The sequence below is a fragment of the Cloacibacterium normanense genome (assembly GCF_003860565.1).
GTDB classification, from domain to species: domain Bacteria; phylum Bacteroidota; class Bacteroidia; order Flavobacteriales; family Weeksellaceae; genus Cloacibacterium; species Cloacibacterium normanense.
Window position 1 is genome coordinate 912518 of sequence record NZ_CP034157.1, and the last position, 26221, is coordinate 938738.

A 26221-nucleotide genomic window follows, 5' to 3' on the forward strand; every position below is an offset into this window, starting at 1 on the left:
TCAGAAAATCTGAAGGCTTTTTTAAGAGTTTGTTTTAATTATTCTTTGATGAATTTTTCTACAGTTTCAGAAGAAGAGGTTTTGATTTTTAAAAAATACAGTCCTTTTTCTAATTTCTCAATATTAATTTGATTGGTTTTTGATTCGAATAAAAATTGGCCTAAACTATTATAAACATATATTTTTTCAATTTTTTGAGTAGAAGAAATATTGATTTCTTGTTTTGCAGGATTAGGATATACAATTGCCTTATTTTGTGAATAAAACTCATTTGTTTTTAGGAAAGATGAAAGAACTTGCCCAAAATTTAAAATTCCATAACCTAGTTGGTCAGTATAATTAGGGTATAGAGATGCAGTTTGTCTCAAACTATTTTTCAATAATTCTCTGTTAGTAGAGTTTGGAATAGCTTGTAATAAACAAGCAATACCACCAGCAGAAAGTGGGGTAGCATAAGAAGTTCCATTTCCAGGATATGCACCATTATTATATGCAAAGTAGGTAGAAGTTGCTCTAGCAGAAGCATCTGGTTTAACTTTTCCTACAGAATTAGGTCCAAAAGAAGTAAAAACTGAAGGATTTCCTGTACTATCTACACCTCCAATAGTAAAAACTTTTTCGTTATCTGCAGGTGTTACAATGTATTTCCATGTTAAGTTCCCTTCATTTCCTGCAGCTACTACTACTATTATTCCTTTTTCTGAAGCAATTTGTGCACCTCTTGCAATAAATGAAGTGGTTCCATTCATTTGAGAATAAGAATAATCATAACGGCTGTCATCAAAAAAATCTGCATAACCTAAAGAGGTAGAAATAAGATCAACTCCCTTTCTGTCAGCTTCTTCTGCTGCTTGAATCCAATATAATTCTTCTTCAGGAATTTCTTCATCGCCCACTTCCGTTGCATATAAATAAAAGTCTGCATCTGGAGCTGCTCCCACAAAAGTCCCATCAAGATAACCTCCAATTATTCCTAAGCAATTGGTTCCGTGATTATTGAGAGAAGTGTTGTAAACATCTGTATTTTTTGAGATGAAATTATAAACGTGTTTAATTTGATTATTGCTTCTCATTCTAGCAAATGCAGAACCCGTATTTACTGTTGGAAATCCCGTGTCTATGACTGCAATGGAAACTCCAGTGCCTGTAAAACCTTGTACATGAAGTGTTCTCAAGTTTACTTGTTCTATTTGAGCTAAAGAATTTCCGTAATTGAAACTTATTTTAGAAGATAAATTTTTAGGGAATTTCTCTTTTTTAGAAATTTTTCCAGCAGAGTTGTTTTTTACAAAACTTTCTACTTTTAATACATAGGGTTCGGCTTGTAATTGTGCAATTTGAGTTGAAGTAGCATTCACGGCAACACCATTGAGCCATTTAGATTGATCATTAACTGTAAATCCCAAATTTTGTATATTCTGAATGTAAGAGCTTTCTATTGGAGCGTCTTGAGCAGTAATAGCTATTCCAAGGTTGGTTCTTCTGTCAATGGCTTTCTGCGTTAATTCTGAAAGAGGATTGGTTAAAAAATAAGATGCATTTGGTTTGTCTTTGAAGTAAACAAAAACCAATTCAGTTTGTGAAAAAGCAAAACTAAAAAAGAGTAGAAAGTATAATTGAATGATTTTTCTCATTTTTTCAAATTTATACGAATTTAAAATATTTTTGACAATATCTATTTTAAAAAAATTCACTTATTTTTCCTTACAATTTCCGTATTTTTGCTAAAATTTTTAGAAATGAAAAAAATCCAAATGGTTGACTTGCAAAGTCAGTATCAAAAAATAAAAAATGAAGTTGATGAAAAGGTGCTTAATGTAATGCAAAGTGCTATGTTTATCAATGGTCCAGAAGTTCAGAATTTTCAAAAAGAATTAGAAAATTATTTAGATATAGAACACGTAATTCCTTGTGCAAACGGAACAGATGCTTTGCAAATTGCGTTAATGGCGTTGCATTTAGAACCTGGTGATGAGGTAATTACCGCCGATTTCACTTTTGCAGCTACAGTAGAAGTAGTCCATCTTTTGAAATTAAAATCAGTTTTAGTAGATGTGGATTATGATACATTTAATATTGATATTGACAAGCTAAAAGCTGCCATTACTCCAAAAACTAAGGCGATAATTCCTGTTCATTTGTTCGGGCAATGTGCCAATATGGAAGCGGTTTTAGAAGTGGCAAAAGAACATAATTTGTACGTTATTGAAGACAATTGTCAAGGAATTGGTGCAGATTACAAATTTGCAGACGGAACTACCAAAAAATCTGGTACAATGGGAACTTTAGGAGTTACTTCTTTCTTTCCGTCTAAAAATCTAGGTTGCTATGGTGATGGTGGTGCTATTTTTACCAATGATGATGATTTGGCTTATAAAATCAGAGGAATTGTAAACCACGGAATGTACAAAAGATATTATCACGACGAAGTAGGTGTAAATTCTAGATTAGACAGCGTTCAAGCTGCGGTTCTAAGAGTGAAACTTCCGCTTTTGGATTCTTATAATGCTGCAAGAAGAAGTGCTGCAGATTATTATGACAAAGCTTTTGCAAATCATCCAAACATTTTAACACCGAAAAGAGCAGAAAACTCTACTCACGTTTTCCATCAATATACACTCAGAATTTTGAACGGAAAAAGAAACGAATTACAAGCATTCTTAGCCGAAAAAGAAATTCCAGCGATGATTTATTATCCAGTGGCTTTGAGAAAACAAAAAGCATATTACCAAGAGTCTAATGATGCGGATTTTGTAAATACTGATAAATTATTAGACCAAGTGATTTCTTTACCAATGCATACAGAATTAGAAGAGGAGCAATTGAAATTCATTACAGAATCTGTATTGGAGTTTATGAAATAAAATTTTTTGACTTTGTCAAAGATTCCTTTACTTCGCAAAAACTTTGACAAAGTAACAAACATAAATTTATGACAATACTCGTAACAGGTGGATTAGGATATATAGGTTCTCATACTGTGGTGGAACTTCTCAACAATAATTTTGAAGTAGTCATCATTGATGATTTATCCAATACCGAAAGATTTATTCTTAAAAATATAGAAGAAATCACTGGCAAAAAACCTATTTTCTATCCTTTTGATTTAAAAAGAAAGGAATTACTGAAACAAGTTTTTGATGCTCATCAAATCGAAGGTTGTATTCATTTTGCAGCATATAAAGCGGTGGGTGAATCTCAAGTAAAACCTATTGATTATTACGAAAATAATTTGTTTTCGCTGATAAATCTTTTGCAAGAAATGAAAGAAAGAAATATTTCTAATTTTATTTTTAGTTCAAGTTGTACGGTTTACGGACAAGCGGATACAATGCCAATCGACGAAAATACACCTCTGAAATTACCAGAATCTTCCTACGGGAAAACCAAACAAATGGGCGAAGAAATTCTGAAAGATTTTGCAATCGCTCATCAGAAAAAAGTCACTTTGTTGAGGTATTTTAATCCAATTGGAGCGCATCCATCTGCGAAATTAGGAGAATTGCCAATCGGAATTCCAAATAATTTGGTTCCTTATGTAATGCAAACTGCGGCGGGAATTCGTGAGAAACTTTCGGTTTGGGGAAATGATTATCCTACCGAAGATGGAACTGCAATCAGAGACTATATTTATGTAGTAGATTTGGCAAAAGCACATGTAAAAGCTTTGCAGAAGTTAATTTTTGAAAACTCTGAAACGGTTATAGACATTTATAATTTAGGAACAGGAAAAGGAAGTTCAGTTCTTGAAGTGGTTCATGCTTTTGAAAAAGCCAATGATGTAGCTGTTCCTTATCAAATTTGTGAAAGAAGAGCAGGAGATATTACCATTGCTTATGCAAACGCTGATAAAGCTGAAAAAGAACTCGGTTGGAAATCTGAAACTTCATTGGAAGAAGCACTCAGAACCGTTTGGCAATGGCAGAAATATTTAGAAACCAGAGAAATTTAAAAAACTATGAAAACTCAAAAAATAGGGATTACTTTTTCGTCATTTGATTTGCTTCATGCAGGTCATATCAAGATGTTAGAAGAAGCAAAAACGGTTTGCGATTATTTGATTGTTGGGCTGCAATTAGACCCAGCTTATGACAGACCTACTAAAAATAAACCTACTCAAACGGTTGTAGAACGCTATATTCAGCTAAAAGCAGTAAATGCAGTAGACGAAATCGTTCCCTATTACACAGAGCAGGATTTAGAAGATATTTTAAGGTCTTTTGTTATTGATGTGAGAATTATTGGTGATGAATATAAAGACAAAGATTTCACTGGAAGACAATATTGCGAAGAAAAAGGAATTGAAATTTATTACAATAAAAGAGACCACCGATTTTCTTCCACAGATTTAAGAAAAAGAATCTACGAAGCCGAAAAAGCGAAGTTAGATAAATAAAAAAATCCGAGAAATTTTTCTCGGATTTTGTTTTTATTACATTGGTGGCATTTGGTCATCGCCGCCATTGTCATTATTGTTAATGTCTTTTTTACGTTTTTGACTTTCTACTTTTTCTCCTTGTTTAAATCTGTATGAGAAAGAAAGTGCAAATTGTCTTGGTTGCCACTGCATGTAGTTTTCACGTGTAAATTCTGCAGTTCTTGTTACATTTCTCATTGCTCTGGTATTAAATATATCCTGAATGTTAAATGTAATTGTTCCATTTCCTTTTAAGACTGTTTTAGAAGCACCAAAGTTAATGGCATACATATCTCTTCTATCGGTACTTTTGGTGTTTTCTGCACCTCTGTAGAATCCTTGTAACTGAAAATTAAAGGTTTTGTCTACTTTAAAACTTGTAGTGATTCTAGACCTTACAGATAATCCGCTTCCTTCAAAAGACATTGGTTCTGATAAAATATTACTATCAAAATATATACCTTTATTAGTATATCCAAATAAATCAAAATTACCCATTAGTCTTAACCATTTGTTTGCTTCCCAATTGAAGTTAAGGTCTAATCCGTATCTGTCATTAGTTCCAAGGTTAATAGGTTTCGTGTTAAATACACCTTTGTCAGCAAATACAAGCATTTTAACATCATCTTCTGTATGTTTGAAATAAAGAGTAGGATTGATGGTTAATTTATTTTTTGAAATGCTGTATCCTAGTTCAAATGAATCTACATAAGAAGGATTTAAATCAATATTTCCTAAAAATATGTTTTGATTGTCAGAATAACTTGGATTAGGAATCATAAAGAAAGAACGAGGTCTATCTATTCTTTTAGAGTAGTTAACAAGAATTTGGTTGCTCTTGGTGATTTCATAACTTAAGAAAACACTTGGGAATAAATTATTATAACTCTTGTTTTTATCAATGTTATCTGTAGGAATAAGATTTTGATATTTAATATCGATATTAGAATATTCATTTCTAAGACCTAATTGATATCCTAGATTTCCAATTTTGCTTTTAAACTGTATGTATGCAGCATTAAAAGTTTCTTTATAATCTGCATCATAAGTATATTTAGGTAGGTAAGCAAAATTAGAATTTGCAGATAATCTTTCTTGAACATCATTAGAGTAATTATTAGAGTTAATATCTAATCTATAACCAGCTTCTAATTTAGATTTATCACCAATCGGAAGTTCATAATCTACTTTACCAATGACGTTTTTGTTAGTAGTATTTTGGTTAATTTTATCTTCTAAGACTAAAATGTTATTGTCTTTTTCGTCTACGTGAGTGTCATTTTCTGACTTATTTTTTTGTAGACTTAATGATAATGAAATGTTTTGTCCGTTGTTATCAAATTTATGATCCAATCCGAAGTCTCCTTGTAATGCAAGATTGTCATTATTTCCTCTATTCTCTCTTTTAGTAAAAGATTGAGTTCCATCTAAGAAATAATAATCGTAGTTAATATCTCCAGTATTTTCACTGTTAAATTTTCTAACTGTTCCCGACATGTTTACAGAAGTCTTCTCATTTATATCATAAATGAATCCTGTAGATGCATTATAGTTTTTATTTTTATTCTTAGTAACAGATTCTAAGTCAAAAGAAGTTCTGTCTTTAGGATCTACTGCATTGAAATAATTAGCCTTGTTTGTATTAGTGTTTTCAGATTCTCTATAACCACCACCACCATTTAGAAACCAAGTTAGGTTTCCTTTTCTAATGCTGAGATTAGTATTAAGATTGGTTTGTGGCAGATAACCTAGTGTACCTGTAACACTTCCGTTAAGACCAACTTTTTTATTCTTTTTTAAGATAATATTTAAAATTCCAGCTGTTCCACTTGCTTCAAATTTAGAAGAAGGATTGGTAATTACCTCAATTCTGTCTATTTGATCTGCGGGAATAGATTGTAATGCATTTGCGCCATCATCTATACCAAGTAAAGCAGAAGGTTTTCCATTAATCAAAAATCTTACATTAGAGCTTCCTCTCATAGAGACTGTTCCATCTGTATCTACAGAAATTGAAGGTACATTTTGCAAAACATCTTGAAGGTTTCCACCTTTGCTGATAATATCTTGGTTTACATCATACGTTCTTTTATCGAGCTCTATTTTGTAAGGTTTTGCAGTAGAAGTAAGGGTAACTCCTTCTATATCTTTGGTTTTAGCGTTGGTAACTTGTTGTTCAGATTCTATTTTGATATTTCCTAAATTAGGATTTTCCCCGATACTTTTGGTAACCACTAATTTTTTAAAATCTACTGCATCAATGGTGATTTCATAGTTTCCAGGAATAAGGTTGATGGTAAAGTTTCCTTTCTCATCGGTTAAGGTAGCATCGCTAAAAAGAGCAGCATTTTCTTTTACGGTTTTATTGCTAAAAAAGATAGAAGCATACGGAACGGCATTGTTTTGTGCATCTACAATTTTACCTGAAATTTGTTGTTTTTCTTGTGCAAAAGCTATTGCAGCAGCAGAAAGAACGAGTGTTAGACCTAGTGTTTTTTTGGTAATTAAATTTAGAATTTCTGTTTGAATCATCTTCATTAATTTTTGTGTTGTGAAGCTCAAGTTTTCGCTCCAGATTATTTTTTTAAATTTTTAATAAATAAAAAGATTTCTGTGAATTAGACGCAGAAATCTTAATTATGTTAAAATTAAAAAAGTTAAATTTTTGTTAATTTATTGAGTAATGTTTTTTGAATTGAGCCAATCTTGATAAGCTTTTGCATTCGCAGCGTGTTCTACATCATTGTCTGTAAATTTATGATAACCCATTCTTTTTGGGTCGGCACACATAAAAATGTAATTGTTATTTTCTGCGTTTAGAACAGCGTCTACAGAATTTTTGTCAACCACGCAAATTGGTCCCGGTGGAATTCCTTTTACTGCATAAGTATTGTAAGGAGAAGGGAAGGAAAGATGCTTGTAAAGCACTCTTTTAATATCTTGAGTAAAGTTATTTTCTTTGTTAATTGCATAAATTACAGTCGGGTCAGATTGTAGTTTCATTCCTTTTCTTACACGATTAAGGTATAATCCTGCGATGGTTTTTTGCTCGTCTGTTTTACCGCCAGATTCTTTGTAAACGATAGAAGCTAAAGCATAAATTTCTTCTCTAGAAAGGTTGAGTTTTCTCTCTTTGGCAAGTCTTTCTTCGTTCCAAAATTCTTGATATTGATTTTCGAATTTTTCAAAAAATTCCGCAGGTTTTACCGTCCAAAAGAATTGATAAGTATCTGCAAAGAAGTATTTTTTTAAATCTTCGGCGTTATTATAACCTTTAGAAACTGCTATTTTATTGAATTCTTTTACAAAAGTTAAAGAATCTGCTTCTGTTTTTCTAGAAACTCTTCCTATCATTTGATAAACATCATTGAAATCTCCAATTCTGAAACTGCTTTCTGTTTGGTTTCCAGCTTTAATCATGTTTACCAAGTCTGTGTTGTCCGTTCCAGACTCAATTTTATAACGACCGGGTTTAATTTTTTGGTCAAGATTTTTCTTTAATGCTACTTCTTTGAAACTTTCTTTATTTTTAAGATAAGGTGAAATAGAATCAAGCACTTGTTCGAAATTTGCACCCGTTGGAACAAGAATATAGCCTTCTTTTGCTACGTTCCCGAGTTTATATTTTTTCAAAAAATTAAATGCAAAGTATCCGCCAATCAAAAAAACGATTAGCCCAATAACAGCGATGATAGAACAACCTTTTTTCATAAATAATTATTGCTTTCTGCCTTCAGCTTTCAGCTTTTGGCATTTATTTTTAGTTAGCTGATTGCAGAATGCTGACAGCCGATTGCATTATAAATTGATTTTTCCTTTGAAAACTTGTTTTGCAGGACCTTCTAGCCAAACGTTTTTAAAACCGTTTTCTTTTTCTTCTGCATATACTTTTAGATTTCCGCCCAGAACTTTTACATCTACTTTGTCTACATGATTTTGAAGCATATATACCAGTGAACACGCAGTTACACCCGTTCCACAACTGTAGGTTTCGTCTTCTACACCACGTTCATAAGTTCTCACGAAGATTTTATTTTCATCCGTTTTTTCTACAAAATTTACATTAATGCCTTCTTGAGCGTATCTTTCAGAATTTCTGATAGAATTACCATTTTTGTAAACATCGAAATTTTCTAGATTTTCTACATATTTCACAAAATGAGGAGAACCCGTATTGAGTTCAAAATTTTCATCAATGTTTTTAATATTTTCTACATCTATCATTTTCAGTTTAACCGTTCCGAAATTCATTTCGGCTTCATGTAAACCATCGATAGCCATAAAAGTACATTTATCTTCGAAAATGTCTAAAAAATGAGCAAAAGCTACAATGCATCTTCCACCATTTCCACACATAGTAGATTCATTTCCGTCTGAATTGTAATACACCATTTTGAAATCTGTTTTGAAATCACCTTCTGCTGCATTTTCTAGTAAAATAAGTCCATCACCACCAATTCCGAAACGTCTGTCGCAGAGTTTTTTGATGATTTCTGTATCTTTTGGGAAACTTAAGTCCCGATTGTCTATCATTACAAAATCGTTTCCTGTTCCTTGATATTTATAAAAATCTAGTGTTGTCATTAATTTTTAAAATTGAAATAATGAATAAATTTGCAAATATATCTTAGATTATTAGAATTTTTACATTTTTTTGATTGATTTTTTCCATTCTAAATATCCTAAATAAGCCATTGCCGTAAAAACCAAATATTGCACCGAAGTAATTCCTAATCCTTTGTAGAGCATCATCGGAATGCAAATAAAATCACCGATGATCCAAAAAATCCAGTTTTCTATTTTTCTTTTTGCCATGAGCCACATTCCTACTAAAAATATAGAAGTGGTGAATACATCTAACCAATTTGCCCAATCGAGATGATGCAGTCCTAAATTTACATTTTCAGTAGAAAAATGATTGTCAATTGCTGGTTTATAATAATAAATAACGGTGACTAATACTAAACTGAAGACAAATAAAACTGTGGCAAAAATCCATTGTTTAAAGTTTGCCCACGAAACTTCTACGTGGATATTATCTTCTGAACTCGCTGACCAAAGAATCCAGCCATAAATGCTCATAATCGTATAATACACATTAATCATTGCATCTCCTAAAAGCCCAAAATTAAAGAGTATATAGACATAAAGAGCCGTAGAAATTATACCTGTAGGATAGACCCAAATATTTTTTTTGATGGAAAAATAAACACTCAGCAATCCGAAAATAGCTGCGGTTACTTCCAGAAAAATCTGAAAATTGGTGTAGGTTTCGTAAGGTTTGAAAAAAAGTTCGTACAAATTCATTGTTTCAAAGATAAAGATTTCGTTTAGAAAATAAGCGAGGAATTAAAAATTTAAAGATTCGCAAAAAAACAAATAAAAAAATGATAATCTTTCAAAGCTATTATTTGCGGAAATCTACCATCTCTGTTAAAAAATTGAATAAAAGTTCTTAATACTTCTAAAAAATTTATATTTTCGTGAATTCTAAAATGTAAAAAATTGATTTAATATGTCGAATATTTGGATTAAAAAGCCGATGGAAGCTTATGAGGCAGACATCAAAAAGAGTCAGCTGAAGAGAGTTCTCGGAAAATGGAGTTTAACAGCCATAGGAATTGGAGCCATTATTGGTGGTGGTATTTTTGTATTGACAGGAACTGGTGCATATTATAATGCAGGTCCAGCTCTTGCACTTTCTTTCGTAATTGCTGGGATTGCTTGTGTATTTGCAGCACTGTGTTACGCAGAATTTGCATCGATTCTACCCGTAGAAGGTTCTGCTTATGCTTACGCTTATGGAACAGTAGGAGAGATTTTCGCGTGGATTATTGGATGGGGATTGATACTAGAATACGCAATGGGTTCTATGACGGTGGCGGTTTCTTGGTCAGGATATTTTGGGAAATTACTCAAAATGTTTGGCTTGCATCTTCCAGCTTGGTTAACTACCGATCCTCAAACATATTTAGCAGCAGGAAATTCAGGTTTTTCCATGAATTTACCAGCGTTTATCATTGTTCTAGTAGTTATTTCTATATTATTGAGAGGAACTAAAGGTGCTGCAAAAGCGAATAATTTTATTGTAATGCTTAAAGTAGCTGCGATTATTTTCGTAATTGTAGCAGGTGCATTTTTCATTGATCCAGCTAACTGGACGCCTTTTATTCCAGAGCCAACTGTAATTACTGAAAACGGAGTTTCGCATAGTGCTTATGGTTATGCCGGAATTATAGCGGGAGCATCTGCCATTTTCTTTGCGTACGTAGGTTTTGATGCGGTTTCTACACAAGCTGGTGAAGCCATTAATCCTAAAAAAGATGTACCATTTGCTATTATTGCTTCTTTATTAATTTGTACTTTATTGTATATTTTAGTTTCATTGGTTTTAACAGGAATGATGCATTATTCAGATTTCAATCCACTAGGGAAATATCCAGATGCAATTAAAGCTCCAGTAGCTTATGCGTTTGATATTGCTGGTCAAGCTTGGGCAGGATACATCATCACAATTGCTGCTACAGTAGGTCTTATTTCTGTATTGATGGTAATGATTATGGGACAATCTAGAATTTTCTTAGGAATGTCTAAAGATGGTTTAATTCCTAGAACTTTCTCTAAAGTGAATGCAGAAACAGGTGTTCCAAGTAAAAACTTAATGATTCTTGGTGGAGTTATTTCTGTAGTTGCAGCTTTTACACCAATTAACGATTTAGCACACATGACAAGTTTCGGGACGCTTTTCGCGTTTACGATGGTTTGTGTTGCAGTTTGGGTTTTGAGAGTAAAACAACCTAATCTTCAAAGAAATTTTAGAGTTCCTGCATTGCCAGTAATTGCAACTTTAGGAATTTTAATTAATATTTATTTGATTATTAATTTAAGTATAGAAGCACAAACATATTCTGCAATTTGGTTGTTGTTTGGTTTTGTGATTTACTTCTTATACAGTAGAAAAAATTCTAAACTTCAAAATGGTGGTTTCGGTGAAACTTTCAAAGCGGAACAAGAGCCTTTAGAAGAAATAGAAATCGATATTGATAATAAAGATTAACAAATTTAAATCCCACTTTTGGTGGGATTTTTTATTTTTGTAAAAAAGTAAAAATGAAAAGATTAATATTCACCTTTTGTTTGCTAGCTCATGTTTTTTTGACGGCTCAAAGTCTAGAATTTTCGGCTTTAGCAGATAATTATAACATGAGTGTAAGAGCGATTCAGATTTGGCAAAATAAAGTGTATTACGCTGCTACAGATTCTAAATTTGGATATATTCATTTGAATGAACCCACGATTAGAAAGCAAATGAAATTATCAGATGCAAATCTTCAATTCAGAACTCTGGCACAAACAGATGATTTGTTTTACGTCGTAAACATTGAAAGTCCTGCGACTTTTTATAAAATTACCAAAAGTACTTTTACGGCAGAAGAAGTTTTTACCGATACCATAAAAACTGCATTTTATGATGCTTTCATGTTTGATGAAAAGGGAAGAGGATTGGCAATAAGTGACCCAAGAAAAGAAGGAAAACCTCATTTTAGAATTATTTCGAGCAAAAATTATAAAAACGAAGACGGAATTATGCCGAAATATCAAGAAGGTGAAGCGCATTTTGCAGCGAGTAATACCAATATTGCAATGAAAGGAAATACCGTTTGGATTGCAACAGGAGGAACGGTTTCTAGAATTTTTAAATTCAATTGGGATAAACCTTATTTTTGGAATGTTTACAATACGCCTTTTGTCAACGGGAAATCATCTACAGGAATTTATTCTATAGATTTCTTTGACGAAAAATTCGGGATTGCAGTTGGTGGTGATTATACCCAACAATCAGAAAATATTAACAATATCGCTACAACTTCAGATGGTGGCGAAACCTGGCAAATTCAAGCTTCTGGAAAAAATGGAGGATATAAAACATGTGTTAAAATTCGTCCGAAATCTAAAGGAAAAGACATTATTGCAGTGGGAGACCAGAATATAGAATTTTCTAGCGATTATGGAAAAACTTGGAAGACGATTTCACAAGAAAAAAATCTTTACGTTTGCGAATGGATAGATGAAAACAGTCTCGTTTTTGCAGGGAAAAATAGAATTTTAAAAGCAATTTTTAAATAGTTTCCCACAGATTTCACAGATTTTTGCAGAAGATATTCACAAAATTAATAAACGTTATCTAAGTTGTCTGTTAGAAATGACTAAATAAACCTTATTTTTGCAATTCTAAAATCTAAAATTTAGAATTTAAAATTTCCAAAAAATGAATTCTTTAATCGATAAATATAATATTCCGGGACCTAGATATACTTCTTATCCTACCGTTCCTTACTGGGATAATGATGGTTTTACTTCTGAACAATGGCAGAAAACTGTTATTCAGTCTTTTAACGAGAGTAATGCTCAAGAAGGAATTTCTATTTATATTCACCTTCCTTTTTGTGAGCAATTGTGTACTTTTTGTGCTTGTCATAAACGTATTACCAAACAACATTCTGTGGAAACACCTTATTTAGAAAGTGTTTTAAAAGAATGGAATCTTTATCTTAATCTTTTTGAAGAAAAACCAAAACTTAAAGAATTGCATCTCGGTGGTGGAACTCCTACGTTTTTCTCACCAGAAAATTTGAGAATTTTACTAGAAGGAATTTTTAGCACCGTAGAAATTGCCGAAAATCCTGAATTTTCTTTTGAAGGTCATCCAAACAACACTACAAAAGTACATTTGCAAACTTTGTATGATTTAGGCTTTAGAAGATGTAGTTTCGGAGTGCAAGATTATGATGAAAAAGTTCAGAAAGCCATCAATAGAATTCAGCCTTTCGAAAATGTGAAAAACGTTACAGAATGGGCTAGAGAAATTGGTTATAAAAGTGTTTCTCACGATTTGGTTTTTGGTTTGCCGCACCAAACTTGGGATGCAATGGAATTTACCATCAAAAAAACTTTGGAATTAAAACCAGATAGACTAGCGTTTTATTCTTACGCTCACGTTCCGTGGATAAAAGGAGTTGGTCAACGTGGTTTTGACGAAAATGATTTGCCAAGTGGCGAAGAAAAACGTAAACTCTACGAAAATGGCAAAAAACTGTTAGAAGAATTAGGTTATATAGAGGTTGGAATGGATCATTTTTCACTCGAAAAAGATGATTTGTACCAATCTTTAATTCATAAAAAACTCCACCGAAATTTCATGGGCTATACATCGAGTAATACTCAATTGATGGTCGGTTTAGGAATGTCTGCGATTTCGGATTCTTGGTATGCTTTTGCTCAAAATGAAAAAACGGTGGAAGAATATCAAAAAAGAGTAGAAGAGGGAATTATTCCTGTGGTGAAAGGACACATCTTAAACGAAGAAGATTTAAAATTAAGAAGACATATTCTCAATTTAATGTGTCAGTTAGAAACTACTTTTACACCAGAAAATTCTTTTGAAGAATTACCAGAAGCATTGAAAAAGCTACAAGAAATGCAAGAAGATGGTCTGGTAGAAATTTCAGAAAATACAGTGAAAATTACCGAAAAAGGTAGAGTTTTCACTAGAAATGTTGCCATGGCTTTTGATTTAAGAATGATGAGAAAAATGCCAGAAACCAGATTGTTTTCGATGACGGTTTAATCTGAAAAATCCATTAAAATATATTGAAAAGACGCAATGATTTGCGTCTTTTTTGTTTTGAAATTGATAAGATTTTTTTGAATTTGGGATTCCTTTGTCGCTTTATTACCTGAATTCTGTGAAATATCTTCAAAAATCATGTAAACAAAATTTTTATTTCAACTGATAATCATTATATTTGCCGACTATAATTTTAAATGTTGTAAACTATAAACAATGCAAGGAAAAGGACTTATTACGATTGTAGCGATTGTTCTTGGGCTTATTTGTATCAACGAGTTGTTGCCAACTTGGTATGCAAGTAAAATAGAAAACGAAGCCAAAGCTATTGCTGGTGAAGACGAAGCAAAATATAATAAAGAAATTGCGCGTCTATCTAAAGATACCATCCATTTAGGATTCACTCAGCTGAACTATCCTGAAGCTAAGCAGAAAGAAATGAAGCTTGGTTTGGACTTAAAAGGTGGTATTAACGTTCTATTAGAAATTAACCAAAGAGATTTAGTAAATGATTTAACCAATTATTCTACTAATCCTATCGTTATAGAAGCGCTAGACAGAACAGATCAAGTTCAGAAACAGTCTACAAAACCTTATATTGAAGATTTTTTCACTCAGTTTGACTTAGTTAATCAAGAGAAAAAAGCTGGTCTTAAATTGGCTAGCCCAGAAGTTTTTGGAACTCAAAAATTAAGTGGTCAAATTAAATTCAATACTACAGATGATCAAGTAAAATCTATTATTAGAAGTAAAATTGATGCTTCTGTAGGAACTGCATTTGAAGTAATTAGAACCAGAATTGATAAAATGGGAGCGGTACAACCAAACGTACAACGTGTTCCTGGTACTGGTAGAATTGCGGTAGAAATGCCAGGTATTAAAGATAAAGACAAAGTGAAAAAAATGCTTTCTACTTCTGCTAAATTGCAGTTCTGGGAAGTACAACAAATCAACGAAGTTGCTCCTTATTTAGAAACTCTATCTAAAATTGTTCCAGCAAAAGCAGATTCTCTTGGTGTTGCTAAAAACACTAATTTAATCAACATGCTTCAGTTGAATACATTGAGACAAGCAGGTGTAGGTAACATCAAGCTTTCTGATACTTCAGCAATGAACAAAATTCTGAATAGCGAAATTGCAATAAAACTGAGACCAGCAAATCTTAAATTTACTAAATTCATGTGGGCTTATAAACCAGATGCTGCTGATCCAGATAATTTAGTACTTTATGCTATCAGAGGTAATATCAATCAAAAAGCTCCAGTAGATGGTGCGGTAGAAACGGCTAGAATTAACTATGATAATCTTGGTAGAATTGTAGTAGACATGCAAATGGATACTGAAGGCACTAGAGACTGGAAAACACTTACTGAGAAAAACGTAGGAAAACCAGTTGCAGTAACTTTAGATAACATTGTTTACACTGCTCCAAATGTAAATGAGCCAATTCCTTCTGGTAGATCTCAGATTTCTGGAAGTTTTACTCAAGAAGAAGCTAAAGACCTTACAGACGTATTAAGCGCAGGTAAATTGCCAGCTTCTGCTAAAGTTGTTCAGGCTGATGTAGTAGGACCTTCTCTTGGTCAAGAATCTATTTCTGCAGGACTTTGGTCTTTCTTTATTGCATTCCTAATTATTGTAGTATATATTATTTTCTACTATGGTGGTGCTGGTGTTTATGCGATTATAGCAATGATATTTAACCTATTCTACCTTTTCGGAATTATGGATTCTATCAATGCTACACTTACTCTTCCTGGTATTGCTGGTATTGTATTAACCATGGCAATTGCGGTAGACACAAACGTAATCATCTATGAAAGAACGAAAGAAGAATTATTTGCAGGTAAATCTATTAAACAAGCATATACAGACGGTTTCAAACATGCACTTTCTGCAATTATAGATGGTCACCTTACTTCATTGCTAACAGCATTAGTATTATTTATCTTCGGAACAGGACCTATTAAAGGTTTTGCGGTAACTACAGGTATTGGTCTTATCATGACTTTCTTTACTTCTGTATTGTTATCTAGAGTGATGATTTTCCATAGATTAAATAAAGGAAAAGGACTTTCTGTTTGGACTCCAATTACTAAAAACTGGTTCAGAAATGTATGGATTGATTTCATTGGTAAAAGAAAATATGCTTACATTGTTTCTGCAATCCTTACTGTTGCGAGTTTATTCTCCATTTTTAACTACGGTTTCAAAACTGGGGTAGATTTCAAAGGAGGTAGAAGTTATGTAGTAAGATTTGATAAAGATGTTGAAGCTACTAAAGCTCACGAATCTCTTGCTAAATTATTCGTTTTAAATGGTGAATCTCAAGCAGTAGATGTTAAAACTTTTGGTAATGCAAACCAATTAAAAATTACAACTGACTATAAAATTGATGATGAATCCATAGAAGCAGACCAAGATATCGAGAAAAAACTATATGAAGGTCTAAAACCTTTCTTATCTCCAAATACTACATTTGCAGATTTCAAAGATGCTCATGGTGCAGAATTAGGAATTGTTTCTTCTTCAAAAGTAGGACCTACAGTAGCAGATGATATTAAAACTGGTGGTACTTATGCTGTATTAGCTTCTTTATTAGGAATTTTCATTTATATCTTATTCAGATTTAACAAATGGCAGTTCTCTTTAGGTGCGGTAGCAGCATTAGCTCACGATGCCATTATCATTCTTGGGGTATTCTCATTCTTTAAAAATATCATGCCTTTCAACATGGAGATTAACCAAGACTTTATCGCTGCGATTCTTACAGTACTCGGTTACTCGATAAATGATACCGTAATTGTATTCGACAGAATTAGAGAATATTTGAAAGAGAAAAAATCTCTTACTTTAGCGGGATTGTTTGATGACTCTATTTCTAGTACATTAGGTAGAACTTTCAATACCTCATTTACTGTTTTACTAGTAATTATGGCTATATTCTTCTTCGGAGGAGATAATTTAAAAGGATTTATGTTCGCATTATTCTTAGGTATTTTCTTCGGAACTTATTCATCTGTATTCATTGCATCTGCACTTGCATACGATTTCCTAAAAACAGGAAAAGAAGAAGCTCCACACGAAAGAACAACCACAGAAAAATAAATAGAAGCGCTCGAAAGAGCGCTTTTTTTATGAGATAAACTGATATATAAAAAGTTAAAAAATTTCTAGAAAATCGAAAAAGATGTATCTTCGCTTTCTGTATGAAAAATTCGAATAAAACAGCTGCGATTTGGTTTATATTTATCACCTTAATCATTGATATTACAGGTTGGGGAATTGTAATTCCTGTTGTGCCTAAATTAATTGAAGAATTGATTAATGGAGACGTAAGCGAAGCTTCTAAATATGGAGGTTGGCTTAGTTTTTTATATGCTTTCATGCAATTTCTTTTTGCACCAGTTTTAGGTAATTTGAGTGACAAGTATGGAAGAAGACCGGTTATTTTATTTTCACTTTTAGGATTTTCTATTAATTTTTTCATTCAAGCTTGGGCGCCAACTATTTTTTGGCTGTTTGTAGGTCGTATTTTTTCTGGAATTACGGGAGCAAGTATCACTACCGCTTCTGCTTATATAGCAGATATTTCAGATGATAGCAATCGTTCTAAAAACTTTGGAATGATAGGTGCGGCTTTTGGTTTAGGATTTATCATTGGACCTGTAATTGGCGGATTATTAGGACAATTCGGTTCTAGAGTGCCATTTTATGCAGCCGCTGTTTTATGTTTGGTGAATTTCGCTTACGGATATTTTATATTGCCAGAAAGTTTAGGAAAAGAGCATAGAAGACCTTTTGAATGGAAAAGAGCCAATCCAGTGGGTTCATTATTAAAAGTAAGAACACATCCTGAAATTTTAAAACTTTTTGTTGCTTGGTTTTTGGTGTATTTGGCGAGTCATGCGGTACAAACCAATTGGGCGTATTTTACGATGTACAAATTTGCTTGGGACGAAAAAACAGTAGGAATTTCTCTTGGAGTGATGGGGGCTTTTACCGCTTTTGTTCAAGGTTTTTTAATTAGAAAAGTTCATCCTAAATTGGGGAGTGAAAGAAGTATTTTATACGGAATTATGTTTTACTGTACCGGAATGTTGCTTTTTGCATTCGCTCAAAAAGAATGGATGATGTACGCTATTCTAGCCATTTATTGTTTAGGAGGAATTGCTGGGCCAGCTTTACAGTCGGTTATTTCATCTAAAGTTTCACCTAAGGAACAAGGTGATTTGCAAGGTGCTTTAACAAGTGTCATCAGCATTACGTCAATTATTGGACCGCTTCTGATGACTCAGATTTTCTATTTTTTCACTCATCCAGATGCTAAAATTAAACTTTTAACCTTTGAATTAAAGCCTCCATTTCAGTTTTCTGGAGCGCCATTTTTCCTAGGATTTGTGTTAATGGCAGTGAGTGCTTATTTTGTTTATTACGTTTTTCACAGAAAAAAGTAAATAATTATTAATTAATAATTTAAATTTGCAGAATGGAACTAAGTTTTGGAGAAATGCTGATGATTGCTTTGGTAATCGTCGTTTTATTTGGACCTAATAAAATCCCTGAAATTGCAAGAGGATTGGGACAAGGAGTGCGTAAAATGAAAGATGCGATGGAAGATGTAAAATCGGAAATCATGAAGGAAACAGATAATCCAGTCTCGGAAATAAAGCGTGAAATAGAAAAAGTAAAAAAAGCAGCTCAAGAATACGATCCTACCGAAAAAATAAAACAAGAATTAGATTTAAGAAAACAAATCGAAGGAAAATCTTCTGATGAATTGATTCAAGAATCTAAAGAAGAAATCAATAAATTAAGCGACGAATATCAAGGCCCCGTTTCAAGATAATGGAAGAAATTATTTTAGAAGACAAACAAGCCATGATTTTCCTAAACAATTTAGGAAGTTCTACTTTTGATCCGTTCTGGATTTTGGTTTCAGAAAAATGGTTCTGGATTCCGCTTTATGTTATTTTTTTATATTTTCTGTATAAAAATTTCAATAAAAAATCTCTGTTCTACATATTGCTTTTTGTAGCATTAGGAATTACAGCTTCTGACCAAGTCGCCAATATTTTTAAATTTGGTTTTGAGCGATTAAGACCTTGTCATGATCCATCATTAGAAGGTTTATTGAGAGAAGTAAAATGCGGTGGTAAGTTCGGGTTTTATTCTGCGCACTCATCTAATTCTTTTTTTGTAGCGACTTATCTTACCATACTTTTAGGCAAAAAAATAAAGCAATTGTCTTACTTTCTATTTGTTTGGGCAGCAATCGTTGCCTATAGTAGAGTATATCTCGGAATGCATTTTCCTGGAGATATTATCATAGGCGCAATGATGGGAATTCTTCTGGCTTTATTCTTTGGAACTTTAGCAAAAAAAGTCATCAGAAAATCAGAAGTTAGTACTCATAACTCATAACTTTAATCATTATGATACGGCTTTCCTTGTAGGATTTGGTCTGCTCGGTAAATCTGTTCTACAAAGAATAATCGAATCATCTGATGCGTGAAAGTCATTTTAGAAATGGAGATTTTTTCATTTGCTCTTTGATACATTTCTTCTGAAAAACCATAAGCTCCCCCACTAAAAAACAGATTTTTTTGATGGAATTGTTTTGATAAGAATCTAATTTTTGGGCAAATTCTCTACTGGTAAATTGTTTTCCTTTTTCGTCTAAAAGTACTACCAAATCTGTGTTTTCTATAATATTGAGAAATAATTTAGCTTCTTCTTTTTTAAGTAAATCAGGCGTGAGATTTCTGGCATTTTTAACATCTGGAATTTCTGTAATTTCAAAATTCCAATGTCTAGGAAGTCTTGTAAGATAGTAATTGATGAGATTTTTAATTTCTTTATCGTCAGTTTTGCCTATGCAGAGTAAATTAATTTTCATTCCTTATCTTTGTACAAATATAAAATAACGATTTTGAAACTTCCTACTTTCCTTAGAAAAATTCATCGTTTTTTAGATGGCATACATTTGCCCATGTTAGGCATTTCTCTTTGGGAAATGTTTGATATTTATGTAAAAGGAGTTTTTAAAAACCGATTGATTGCGAAAGCTTCTGCCATTTCGTGGAGTTTCTTTTTAAGTTTATTCCCGTTTTTATTGTTTTTGCTTTCCATTTTACCTTATTTACCGCATTATGACAAGCTTCAGTTTTATATTTTTGAAGTATTGATGCATAATGTATTTCCTGCGCACATGCATGCAGATGTTACGAATTACATTACCAAAAGTATCGTTCCGAATATGAAGAGCATCAGTAATTTCACGATTATTTTTGCTTTGATTTTTGCAACCAACGGAACTTTTTCTCTCATTGATGGATTTAATGACCACACCGAAGAAAAACGAACCGATGTTTATGAATATATTTTGTCTTTTTTCATCACGATTGGTTTTATTGCGATTATCTTTTTAGCGCTTTTCGGCGTGTATTATTCTGAGGTCGTCCTCAAACTTTTTACACCACAATATGATATTTCTTGGTTTGTAGATAATTTATCTAAAATCATTGGTTTTGTTTCCTTTCCATTGTTTTATTTCTTATTGTTGGCTTTGTTTTATTGGGTGGGAACAGCTAAGATTGCCAGATTTAGACAAGCGCTTCCTGGTGCATTTTTCACCACGATAGTATTTGTGATTACTACGTATTTCTTTGCGGTTTATGTAAGTAAATTTGCCAGATACAACGTTTTATATGGTTCTATTGGTTCGATTATTTTATTAATGGTTTGGGTGAATTTAAATGTGATTTTACTTCTTTTAGGAAATGAATTGAATATCGCCATCAGAAAACTCAGAATTGAGAAAATTTTGGCAGATGAAATGAAACATGAAGTAGAAGAATATCACCAAGAAATCGAAAATTTACCCGAAGCAAGTTCTGAACATACCATCAAATTAGATTCTGAGAAAAAATCATAAAAAAAAACTTCAGCAAATAAATTGCTGAAGCTCGAAACACAAGTGGAATAAAAATTTAATCCTTAAAATTTATATTCTACTCCTAAAGTTATATTTCTAGGTTTTGTGGTAAAACCGATGACATCTGTATAACTGGTATTCAATACGTTTCCTACGTTTAAGTAAGTATCTAGAGATTTGGTGATTTTCTGATTGATATTCAGGTTAAACAAATGAAACGCTTCTAATTCTACGTTTTTTGTGCTAAAATTACTGCTATCATAGTACGCATCATTTCTTTTTGAGGTAAATTGATAAGAAATATTGATTCTGTTATTTTTAATCGGTAAAATTTCTAAAAAAGCATTTGCTCTTTGTTTTGGCGAACGCAATCTTGTTGCAGGATTGTCTTTTTCAGCGAAAGAGAAATTACCACCTACATTTACTTTTTCATTGAAATGATATTGAACTCCTAATTCTACACCTTTTACTTTATTGCTGTCTACGTTTAAAAATTTCCCAGCATAAGTGTTGAAATCTACAATATTATACACGAAAACATCTTTTTCTTTTCTGCTGAAAACACTTGCATTCAACACAAAAGTTCTGTCTTTCTTTCCAAAACTGAAATCCAATTCATGCGAAGCATTGGTTTCTGGTTTTAAATCAAAATTTGGCAAAACATAAGGCAATGAACCGTAAGATTGATAAAGAGTAGGTGCTATAAATGCAGTAGCATAAGAATAGCCTATTTTTAGGAAATTATCGTCTAAATCTGTTAAAATAAATGGATTTACGCTGTAAACAAAGTGATTGTCGTACTTAGAATGATTGTTCAATCGTGCACCTAAATCCAAATGAAAAATTTGATAAGCTAAATTTGCATTGGCAAAAACATCAAAATTACTGATTTCGGTTTCGCCTAGAGTCAATACATTTTGCATGGAAGTTCCGCCCCAAGGTAAAGATTTAGAACCTAAATTCTGAGTTTCATACTGAATTCCCGCTACTAAATTGATATGCTCTGAAAATTGAGTCTGATTGTACAATTCTGCAAAAATATTTTGACCTTGATAGCTGTATTGGTCTTGATAGGTATTATTGTTGAGATTTCTCACGATTCTTTCATTCGCAGAAATTCTAGAATTAAAAGTGATGTTTCCTTTGTCGTATGAATATTGAGCATTGAGTCCGCTGAATTTTTGCGTGTCATTGCCTTTGTATTTTCCATCTTCAAAAGCACCATTGTCAAAATCATAATAATGATGTTGATAACCAGCGTTTACAGTTACATTGAAATTTTGAGTGCTGTAACCTACAGTAGCATTTGCATTTTGCTTTTCAAAACCATCTTTATCGAAATTTTCTCCAAGAGCTGCCGAAATTCCGTCTGATTTTTCATTAGAACCAGAGAATTGATAATTCCAATGATTGATTTTTCCTTGAGCGCTGATATTTTGCCCAAAAGTTCCGAAACTGCCAATTCTTGCTCCAATTCTTCCTTCTAAAGCTTGTTGAGAAGATTTTTTAGTTTTAATGTTAATCACAGAAACAGTAGCATTAGAACCATATAAAACCGAAGATGCTCCATTCAGAATTTCTATAGATTCTATATTTTCTGATGCAAAAAGTCTAAGGTCTGTAGCGGTATAATCATTTCCGGTAACGTCTTTTAACGGAATTCCATCTACTAAAATCAAAACGTTGGCTAGTTTTCCACCTCTAATTTTTAGAGATTTCGGTTCTGGACCATTGTTGAAGTTTCCAGTGATTTGATAACCAGAGACTTGGTTAAGGATTTCTGCTGCGTTTTGTCCTTTGAATTTTTCTAAATCTTTAGAAGTAAGGAGTTGAACATTTTTACCTGTTTTGTGAAGCTGCTGCTTAGCTTTTGTTGCAATGGTAACTTCTGGAATTAGTTTTTCTTCTTTTTCTTGAGCTGACAATTGTGAAATTCCCGTCACAAAGAGAATTCCTGCGAAGATTAAGTTTTTCTTCATTGTTAAATTTTAAAGTTAATGACTGCTATCAATAACTTTCTGGAAAAGAAATAAAGAAAAACCACAGAAGAACTGCATTTTTTACAGGATTTCTCTACTTTTCCTCCGAAAGTATTGATTATGAATGTTTTTGGCAGGTCTCCTGACTTTCGCATTTTTTGCACCTTCTCATCTTTTCAAATAAGATAATGGCTTTTTTGCAAAAAATTCCTTCGGTTTTCATCGAAGCACGATTTACAGTTGCGGGGACAGTTTCGGATTTTCACCGAATTCCCATTTTAATTCCGACAAACATCGGAAACCAAAAGCATTGCAAATGTACGTTTAAACCAGAAATTGTGAAAATTTTTGGTCTATATATTTCAAAAAAAATAGAAAACCCTAAGGTTTTCTATTTAGATTTTATAAAAAAGAAGCATCAAACGAGAACGGAAGTAAATCTTTAATCGAATCACATTTATAAACCGCTCCATCAATTCCAGAAAAATAAATTTCTATCGGCTCATTTTGCTTCGTCTCATATTCTAGTAAGCTCTGTCTGCATGCACCACAAGGTGGAGTGGCAGTAGTAAAAGTCTCTTCTCTAGATGGTCCACCAATAACGTATAATTTTTTAATTTTTACGTTCGGATAATTGGCACCTATATTAAAAACTGTGACTCTTTCTGCACATAAACCAGAAGGATAAGCTGCGTTTTCTTGGTTGTTACCGGTAACAATTTCTCCGTTTTCCAGAAGAACAGCGCAACCTACATTGAAATGAGAATAGGGAGCATAAGCGTTTTTTCTAGCATTGATAGCTGCTTCATGAAGGGTTTTCTCTATGTCTGAAAGTTCGTTTCTTTCTATTTGAGAAAATTTAATTCTTAATTCTTTTTCCATTTTAAAAAAATCGGAAAGTAAAATTACAAAAATTTTGTGAAACCAAAGAATTAATCGTGATTTTCTGCGTAAAAATGATAAATTTGGGCTCAAATTAATTTTATAAATATGAAACTTTTTACCCCAATTAAGTTTAGAAATTTAGAAATAAAAAACAGAGTAGTCATGGCGCCTATGTGTATGTATTCTGCAGAAAATGGCGTAGTGAATGATTTTCACTTGGTACATTATGCAACTCGCGCTTTTGGTGGAGTAGGATTAATCATTGCAGAAGCGACTGGTGTAGTTCCAGAAGGTAGAATTACGGATAAATGTGCCGGAATTTGGAATGATGAACAAGCTGAAGCATGGAAAAAAATCGTAGAATTCATCCATCAAAATACAGAAACCAAAATTGGGATTCAATTAGGTCATGCTGGTAGAAAAGCTTCTACTTGGAATGGCAAACAAACTTCTTTAGAAGAAAACGGTTGGATTACAGTTGCTCCTTCAGAAATTCCTTATCTAGAAGGTGAAAGAACACCTCATGCTTTGTCAAAATCTGAAATTTCAGAATTGGTAAACGCTTTTAAAGAAGCTGCAGTAAGAAGTGTGAAAGCAGGTTTTGATGTGATTGAAATTCATGCTGCACATGGTTATTTAATTTCTCAGTTTTTATCTCCTTTAAGTAATGTGAGAACTGACGAATACGGCGGAAGTTTAGAAAACCGAGCGAGAATTTTACTAGAAATTGTAGAGGCTGTGAATGAAGTTCTCAACGATAATGTTCCTTTGTTTGTAAGAATTTCTGCAACTGAATACGCTGAAAACGGTTGGAATGTAGAAGATTCCGTAGCGCTTTCTAAAATTTTGAAAGAAAAAGGTGTAGATTTAATTGATGTTTCTAGCGGTGGAAATATTTCTGGTGCTAAAATCAATGTTTTTTCTGGTTATCAAGTTCCTTTTTCTCATCAAATCAAGAAAGAAGCAGAAGTAAAAACTGGTGCAGTCGGCTTGATTACCAATGCAACTCAAGCCGAAGAAATTTTGCAAAAAGATGAAGCAGATGTAATTTTGTTAGCAAGAGAACTTCTGAGAAATCCATATTTTGTAGCAAAAAGTTCTTGGGAAAATAATGAAGTAAGTTTCTTCCCACCACAATACGAAAGAGGTAAGCCTTAGAACAAAAAAGGGGTTCTAAATTTTAGAAACCCTTTTTTATGCTTAAATATTTTCTTTATAATCAGAAATTGTGACTTTCTTTTTAGCTAAAAGTTTCAGTAAAAAGTAACCAGAAAATCCAGAAATAGCAGAAGCTACCAAAATCGCAAATTTAGCTTCGTCTTGTATTTCGGTGTGTCCTTTGTAAGAAAGCAACGCGATGAAAATAGACATGGTAAAACCAATTCCTGCTAATAAACCTGCACCAATCATTTGAGACCAATTGCTTTTTTTAGGTAAATCGCTTAGTTTTAATTTGATGGCAATGAAGGAAAAAAGATTGATTCCTACTACCTTTCCTAGAACTAAACCTAGAATAATTCCGTAGCCGAAATTGCTAAATAATCCCTCTATCATTCCGCTTTTAAACTGAATATTAGTATTCGCTAATGCGAAAATCGGCATGATGAAATAATTAACAGGTAAGTGTAATTTTTCTTCTAATTTTTCTAAAGGCGAGATTTCTGTAGTGCTTTCATTTGTAGGAATTGTAAATGCCAATAAAACCCCTGCGATAGTAGCATGAATGCCACTGTGATGCATAAAATGCCATAAAAATAATCCTGGAATGATGTAGAAAATATGTTTTTTAACTTTGAAAAAATTTAAAAGAATTAAAAGAAGTAAAACTGCACCACTCAAAGCTAAATATGTGAATTCTAATTTCTCTGTATAAAAAATCGCAATCACAACAATTGCTCCCAAATCGTCTACAATAGCTAGAGCAGTAAGGAAAATTTTAACAGAAGCGGGAACTCTTTTCCCCAGCATTGAAATAATAGCGAGAGAAAAGGCAATATCTGTTGCCATAGGAATTCCCCAACCATTTTGGTATTCTGTTCCGTAATTAAAAAATACGAAGATTAATGCAGGAACAACCATTCCACCAATTGCTGCAAAAATAGGAAGAGATGCGTTTTTAAGGCTAGAAAGTTCTCCTTCTATGAGTTCACGTTTAATTTCTAAACCTACCAATAAGAAGAAAATTGCCATTAAACCATCATTAATCCAAAGACTTGTAGAATAAGGTCCAATTGGATAATTTAACAGATTTTGAAAATCATCTCCTAAACTAGAGTTGGCAATCATTAATGAAACGATAACACAGATAATCAATAAATTTCCTGAAGATTGTGCTATTTGGAAAAATTTTTTAAAATAATTGGTAATCAGCATAT

Annotated in this window: 20 protein-coding genes, 1 pseudogene and 1 riboswitch; of the genes and pseudogenes, 12 read left to right on the top strand and 9 right to left on the bottom strand. The window is 32.6% G+C overall.

The features are described 5' to 3' along the window. Window positions 1–38: 38 nt before the first annotated feature. The gene (locus tag EB819_RS04175; protein ID WP_069798504.1) at window positions 39–1634 is read right to left on the bottom strand and encodes a S8/S53 family peptidase; all 1596 of its coding nucleotides are present in this window, start codon (window positions 1632–1634) and stop codon (window positions 39–41) included. Between the two features lie 105 nt (window positions 1635–1739). On the opposite strand from EB819_RS04175, the gene EB819_RS04180 reads away from it, so the two are divergent. The 3 genes from EB819_RS04180 (at window position 1740) to EB819_RS04190 (ending at window position 4396) form a co-directional block, all read left to right on the top strand. Then, complete coding sequence (locus EB819_RS04180) at window positions 1740–2864, top strand: DegT/DnrJ/EryC1/StrS family aminotransferase (RefSeq protein WP_069798305.1); 1125 nt, start codon at window positions 1740–1742, stop codon at window positions 2862–2864. Window positions 2865–2932: 68 nt separating this feature from the next. Further along, window positions 2933–3952: a UDP-glucose 4-epimerase GalE gene (galE, locus tag EB819_RS04185; RefSeq protein ID WP_069798307.1), complete on the top strand. Its 1020-nt coding sequence runs from the start codon at window positions 2933–2935 to the stop codon at window positions 3950–3952. A gap of 6 nt (window positions 3953–3958) precedes the next feature. Further along, a complete protein-coding gene (locus EB819_RS04190; RefSeq protein ID WP_069798309.1) occupies window positions 3959–4396 on the top strand; it encodes an adenylyltransferase/cytidyltransferase family protein in 438 nt (145 codons plus the stop codon). A 36-nt stretch (window positions 4397–4432) separates the two neighbouring features. Here EB819_RS04190 and EB819_RS04195 read toward each other — a convergent pair whose 3' ends face one another. The 4 genes from EB819_RS04195 to pnuC all read right to left on the bottom strand — a co-directional run bounded on the left by EB819_RS04195 (window position 4433) and on the right by pnuC (window position 9724). Beyond that, window positions 4433–6949 carry a TonB-dependent receptor domain-containing protein gene (locus EB819_RS04195; protein WP_394337968.1) on the bottom strand — a complete coding sequence of 839 codons (2517 nt, stop codon included), beginning with the start codon at window positions 6947–6949 and terminating at the stop codon, window positions 4433–4435. Window positions 6950–7090: 141 nt separating this feature from the next. Then, window positions 7091–8128 (bottom strand): endolytic transglycosylase MltG, encoded by a 1038-nt coding sequence (gene mltG / locus EB819_RS04200; RefSeq protein WP_069798313.1) that lies wholly within the window; start codon window positions 8126–8128, stop codon window positions 7091–7093. Window positions 8129–8215: 87 nt separating this feature from the next. Continuing rightward, on the bottom strand, window positions 8216–9001 hold the full coding sequence (gene dapF / locus EB819_RS04205) for a diaminopimelate epimerase (protein WP_069798315.1): 786 nt from the start codon (window positions 8999–9001) through the stop codon (window positions 8216–8218). A gap of 60 nt (window positions 9002–9061) precedes the next feature. After that, the gene (gene pnuC / locus EB819_RS04210) at window positions 9062–9724 is read right to left on the bottom strand and encodes a nicotinamide riboside transporter PnuC (RefSeq protein ID WP_069798317.1); all 663 of its coding nucleotides are present in this window, start codon (window positions 9722–9724) and stop codon (window positions 9062–9064) included. A 208-nt stretch (window positions 9725–9932) separates the two neighbouring features. Here pnuC and EB819_RS04215 point away from each other — a divergent pair, with 208 nt between their 5' ends. The 7 genes from EB819_RS04215 (at window position 9933) to EB819_RS04245 (ending at window position 19469) form a co-directional block, all read left to right on the top strand. Beyond that, entirely contained in the window at window positions 9933–11474 is a 1542-nt protein-coding gene (locus EB819_RS04215) for an APC family permease (RefSeq protein ID WP_069798319.1), read from the top strand. Between the two features lie 53 nt (window positions 11475–11527). Then, window positions 11528–12544 carry a WD40/YVTN/BNR-like repeat-containing protein gene (locus EB819_RS04220; RefSeq protein ID WP_069798321.1) on the top strand — a complete coding sequence of 339 codons (1017 nt, stop codon included), beginning with the start codon at window positions 11528–11530 and terminating at the stop codon, window positions 12542–12544. A gap of 142 nt (window positions 12545–12686) precedes the next feature. Continuing rightward, window positions 12687–14045: an oxygen-independent coproporphyrinogen III oxidase gene (gene hemN / locus EB819_RS04225; protein ID WP_069798322.1), complete on the top strand. Its 1359-nt coding sequence runs from the start codon at window positions 12687–12689 to the stop codon at window positions 14043–14045. Between the two features lie 216 nt (window positions 14046–14261). Further along, complete coding sequence (secD, locus tag EB819_RS04230) at window positions 14262–17153, top strand: protein translocase subunit SecD (RefSeq protein WP_069798323.1); 2892 nt, start codon at window positions 14262–14264, stop codon at window positions 17151–17153. Between the two features lie 101 nt (window positions 17154–17254). Next, on the top strand, window positions 17255–18502 hold the full coding sequence (locus EB819_RS04235) for a TCR/Tet family MFS transporter (RefSeq protein ID WP_069798324.1): 1248 nt from the start codon (window positions 17255–17257) through the stop codon (window positions 18500–18502). Between the two features lie 32 nt (window positions 18503–18534). Further along, complete coding sequence (locus EB819_RS04240; RefSeq protein ID WP_069798325.1) at window positions 18535–18894, top strand: Sec-independent protein translocase subunit TatA/TatB; 360 nt, start codon at window positions 18535–18537, stop codon at window positions 18892–18894. Then, window positions 18894–19469: a phosphatase PAP2 family protein gene (locus EB819_RS04245; RefSeq protein ID WP_069798326.1), complete on the top strand. Its 576-nt coding sequence runs from the start codon at window positions 18894–18896 to the stop codon at window positions 19467–19469. Before EB819_RS04240 ends, EB819_RS04245 begins: the two co-directional genes overlap by 1 nt. A gap of 2 nt (window positions 19470–19471) precedes the next feature. On the opposite strand, the pseudogene EB819_RS04250 reads toward EB819_RS04245, so the two are convergent. Further along, a pseudogene (locus EB819_RS04250) lies at window positions 19472–19944 on the bottom strand (23S rRNA (pseudouridine(1915)-N(3))-methyltransferase RlmH). A gap of 93 nt (window positions 19945–20037) precedes the next feature. Here EB819_RS04250 and EB819_RS04255 point away from each other — a divergent pair. Continuing rightward, a complete protein-coding gene (locus EB819_RS04255) occupies window positions 20038–20982 on the top strand; it encodes a YihY/virulence factor BrkB family protein (RefSeq protein WP_185097644.1) in 945 nt (314 codons plus the stop codon). Between the two features lie 62 nt (window positions 20983–21044). On the opposite strand, the gene EB819_RS04260 is transcribed toward EB819_RS04255, so the two are convergent. Both EB819_RS04260 and cdd read right to left on the bottom strand, forming a co-directional pair. Continuing rightward, the gene (locus EB819_RS04260; RefSeq protein ID WP_069798330.1) at window positions 21045–22961 is read right to left on the bottom strand and encodes a TonB-dependent receptor; all 1917 of its coding nucleotides are present in this window, start codon (window positions 22959–22961) and stop codon (window positions 21045–21047) included. A 115-nt stretch (window positions 22962–23076) separates the two neighbouring features. Further along, window positions 23077–23282: riboswitch (cobalamin riboswitch) on the bottom strand. 81 nt (window positions 23283–23363) lie between these two features. Then, window positions 23364–23843, bottom strand: coding sequence for a cytidine deaminase (cdd, locus tag EB819_RS04265; RefSeq protein ID WP_069798332.1), 480 nt, complete (start codon window positions 23841–23843; stop codon window positions 23364–23366). Between the two features lie 108 nt (window positions 23844–23951). On the opposite strand from cdd, the gene namA reads away from it, so the two are divergent. After that, window positions 23952–25004: an NADPH dehydrogenase NamA gene (gene namA / locus EB819_RS04270; protein ID WP_069798334.1), complete on the top strand. Its 1053-nt coding sequence runs from the start codon at window positions 23952–23954 to the stop codon at window positions 25002–25004. Window positions 25005–25046: 42 nt separating this feature from the next. Here namA and nhaA read toward each other — a convergent pair whose 3' ends face one another. Next, a complete protein-coding gene (nhaA, locus tag EB819_RS04275; protein WP_069798336.1) occupies window positions 25047–26219 on the bottom strand; it encodes a Na+/H+ antiporter NhaA in 1173 nt (390 codons plus the stop codon). Window positions 26220–26221: the final 2 nt, after the last annotated feature.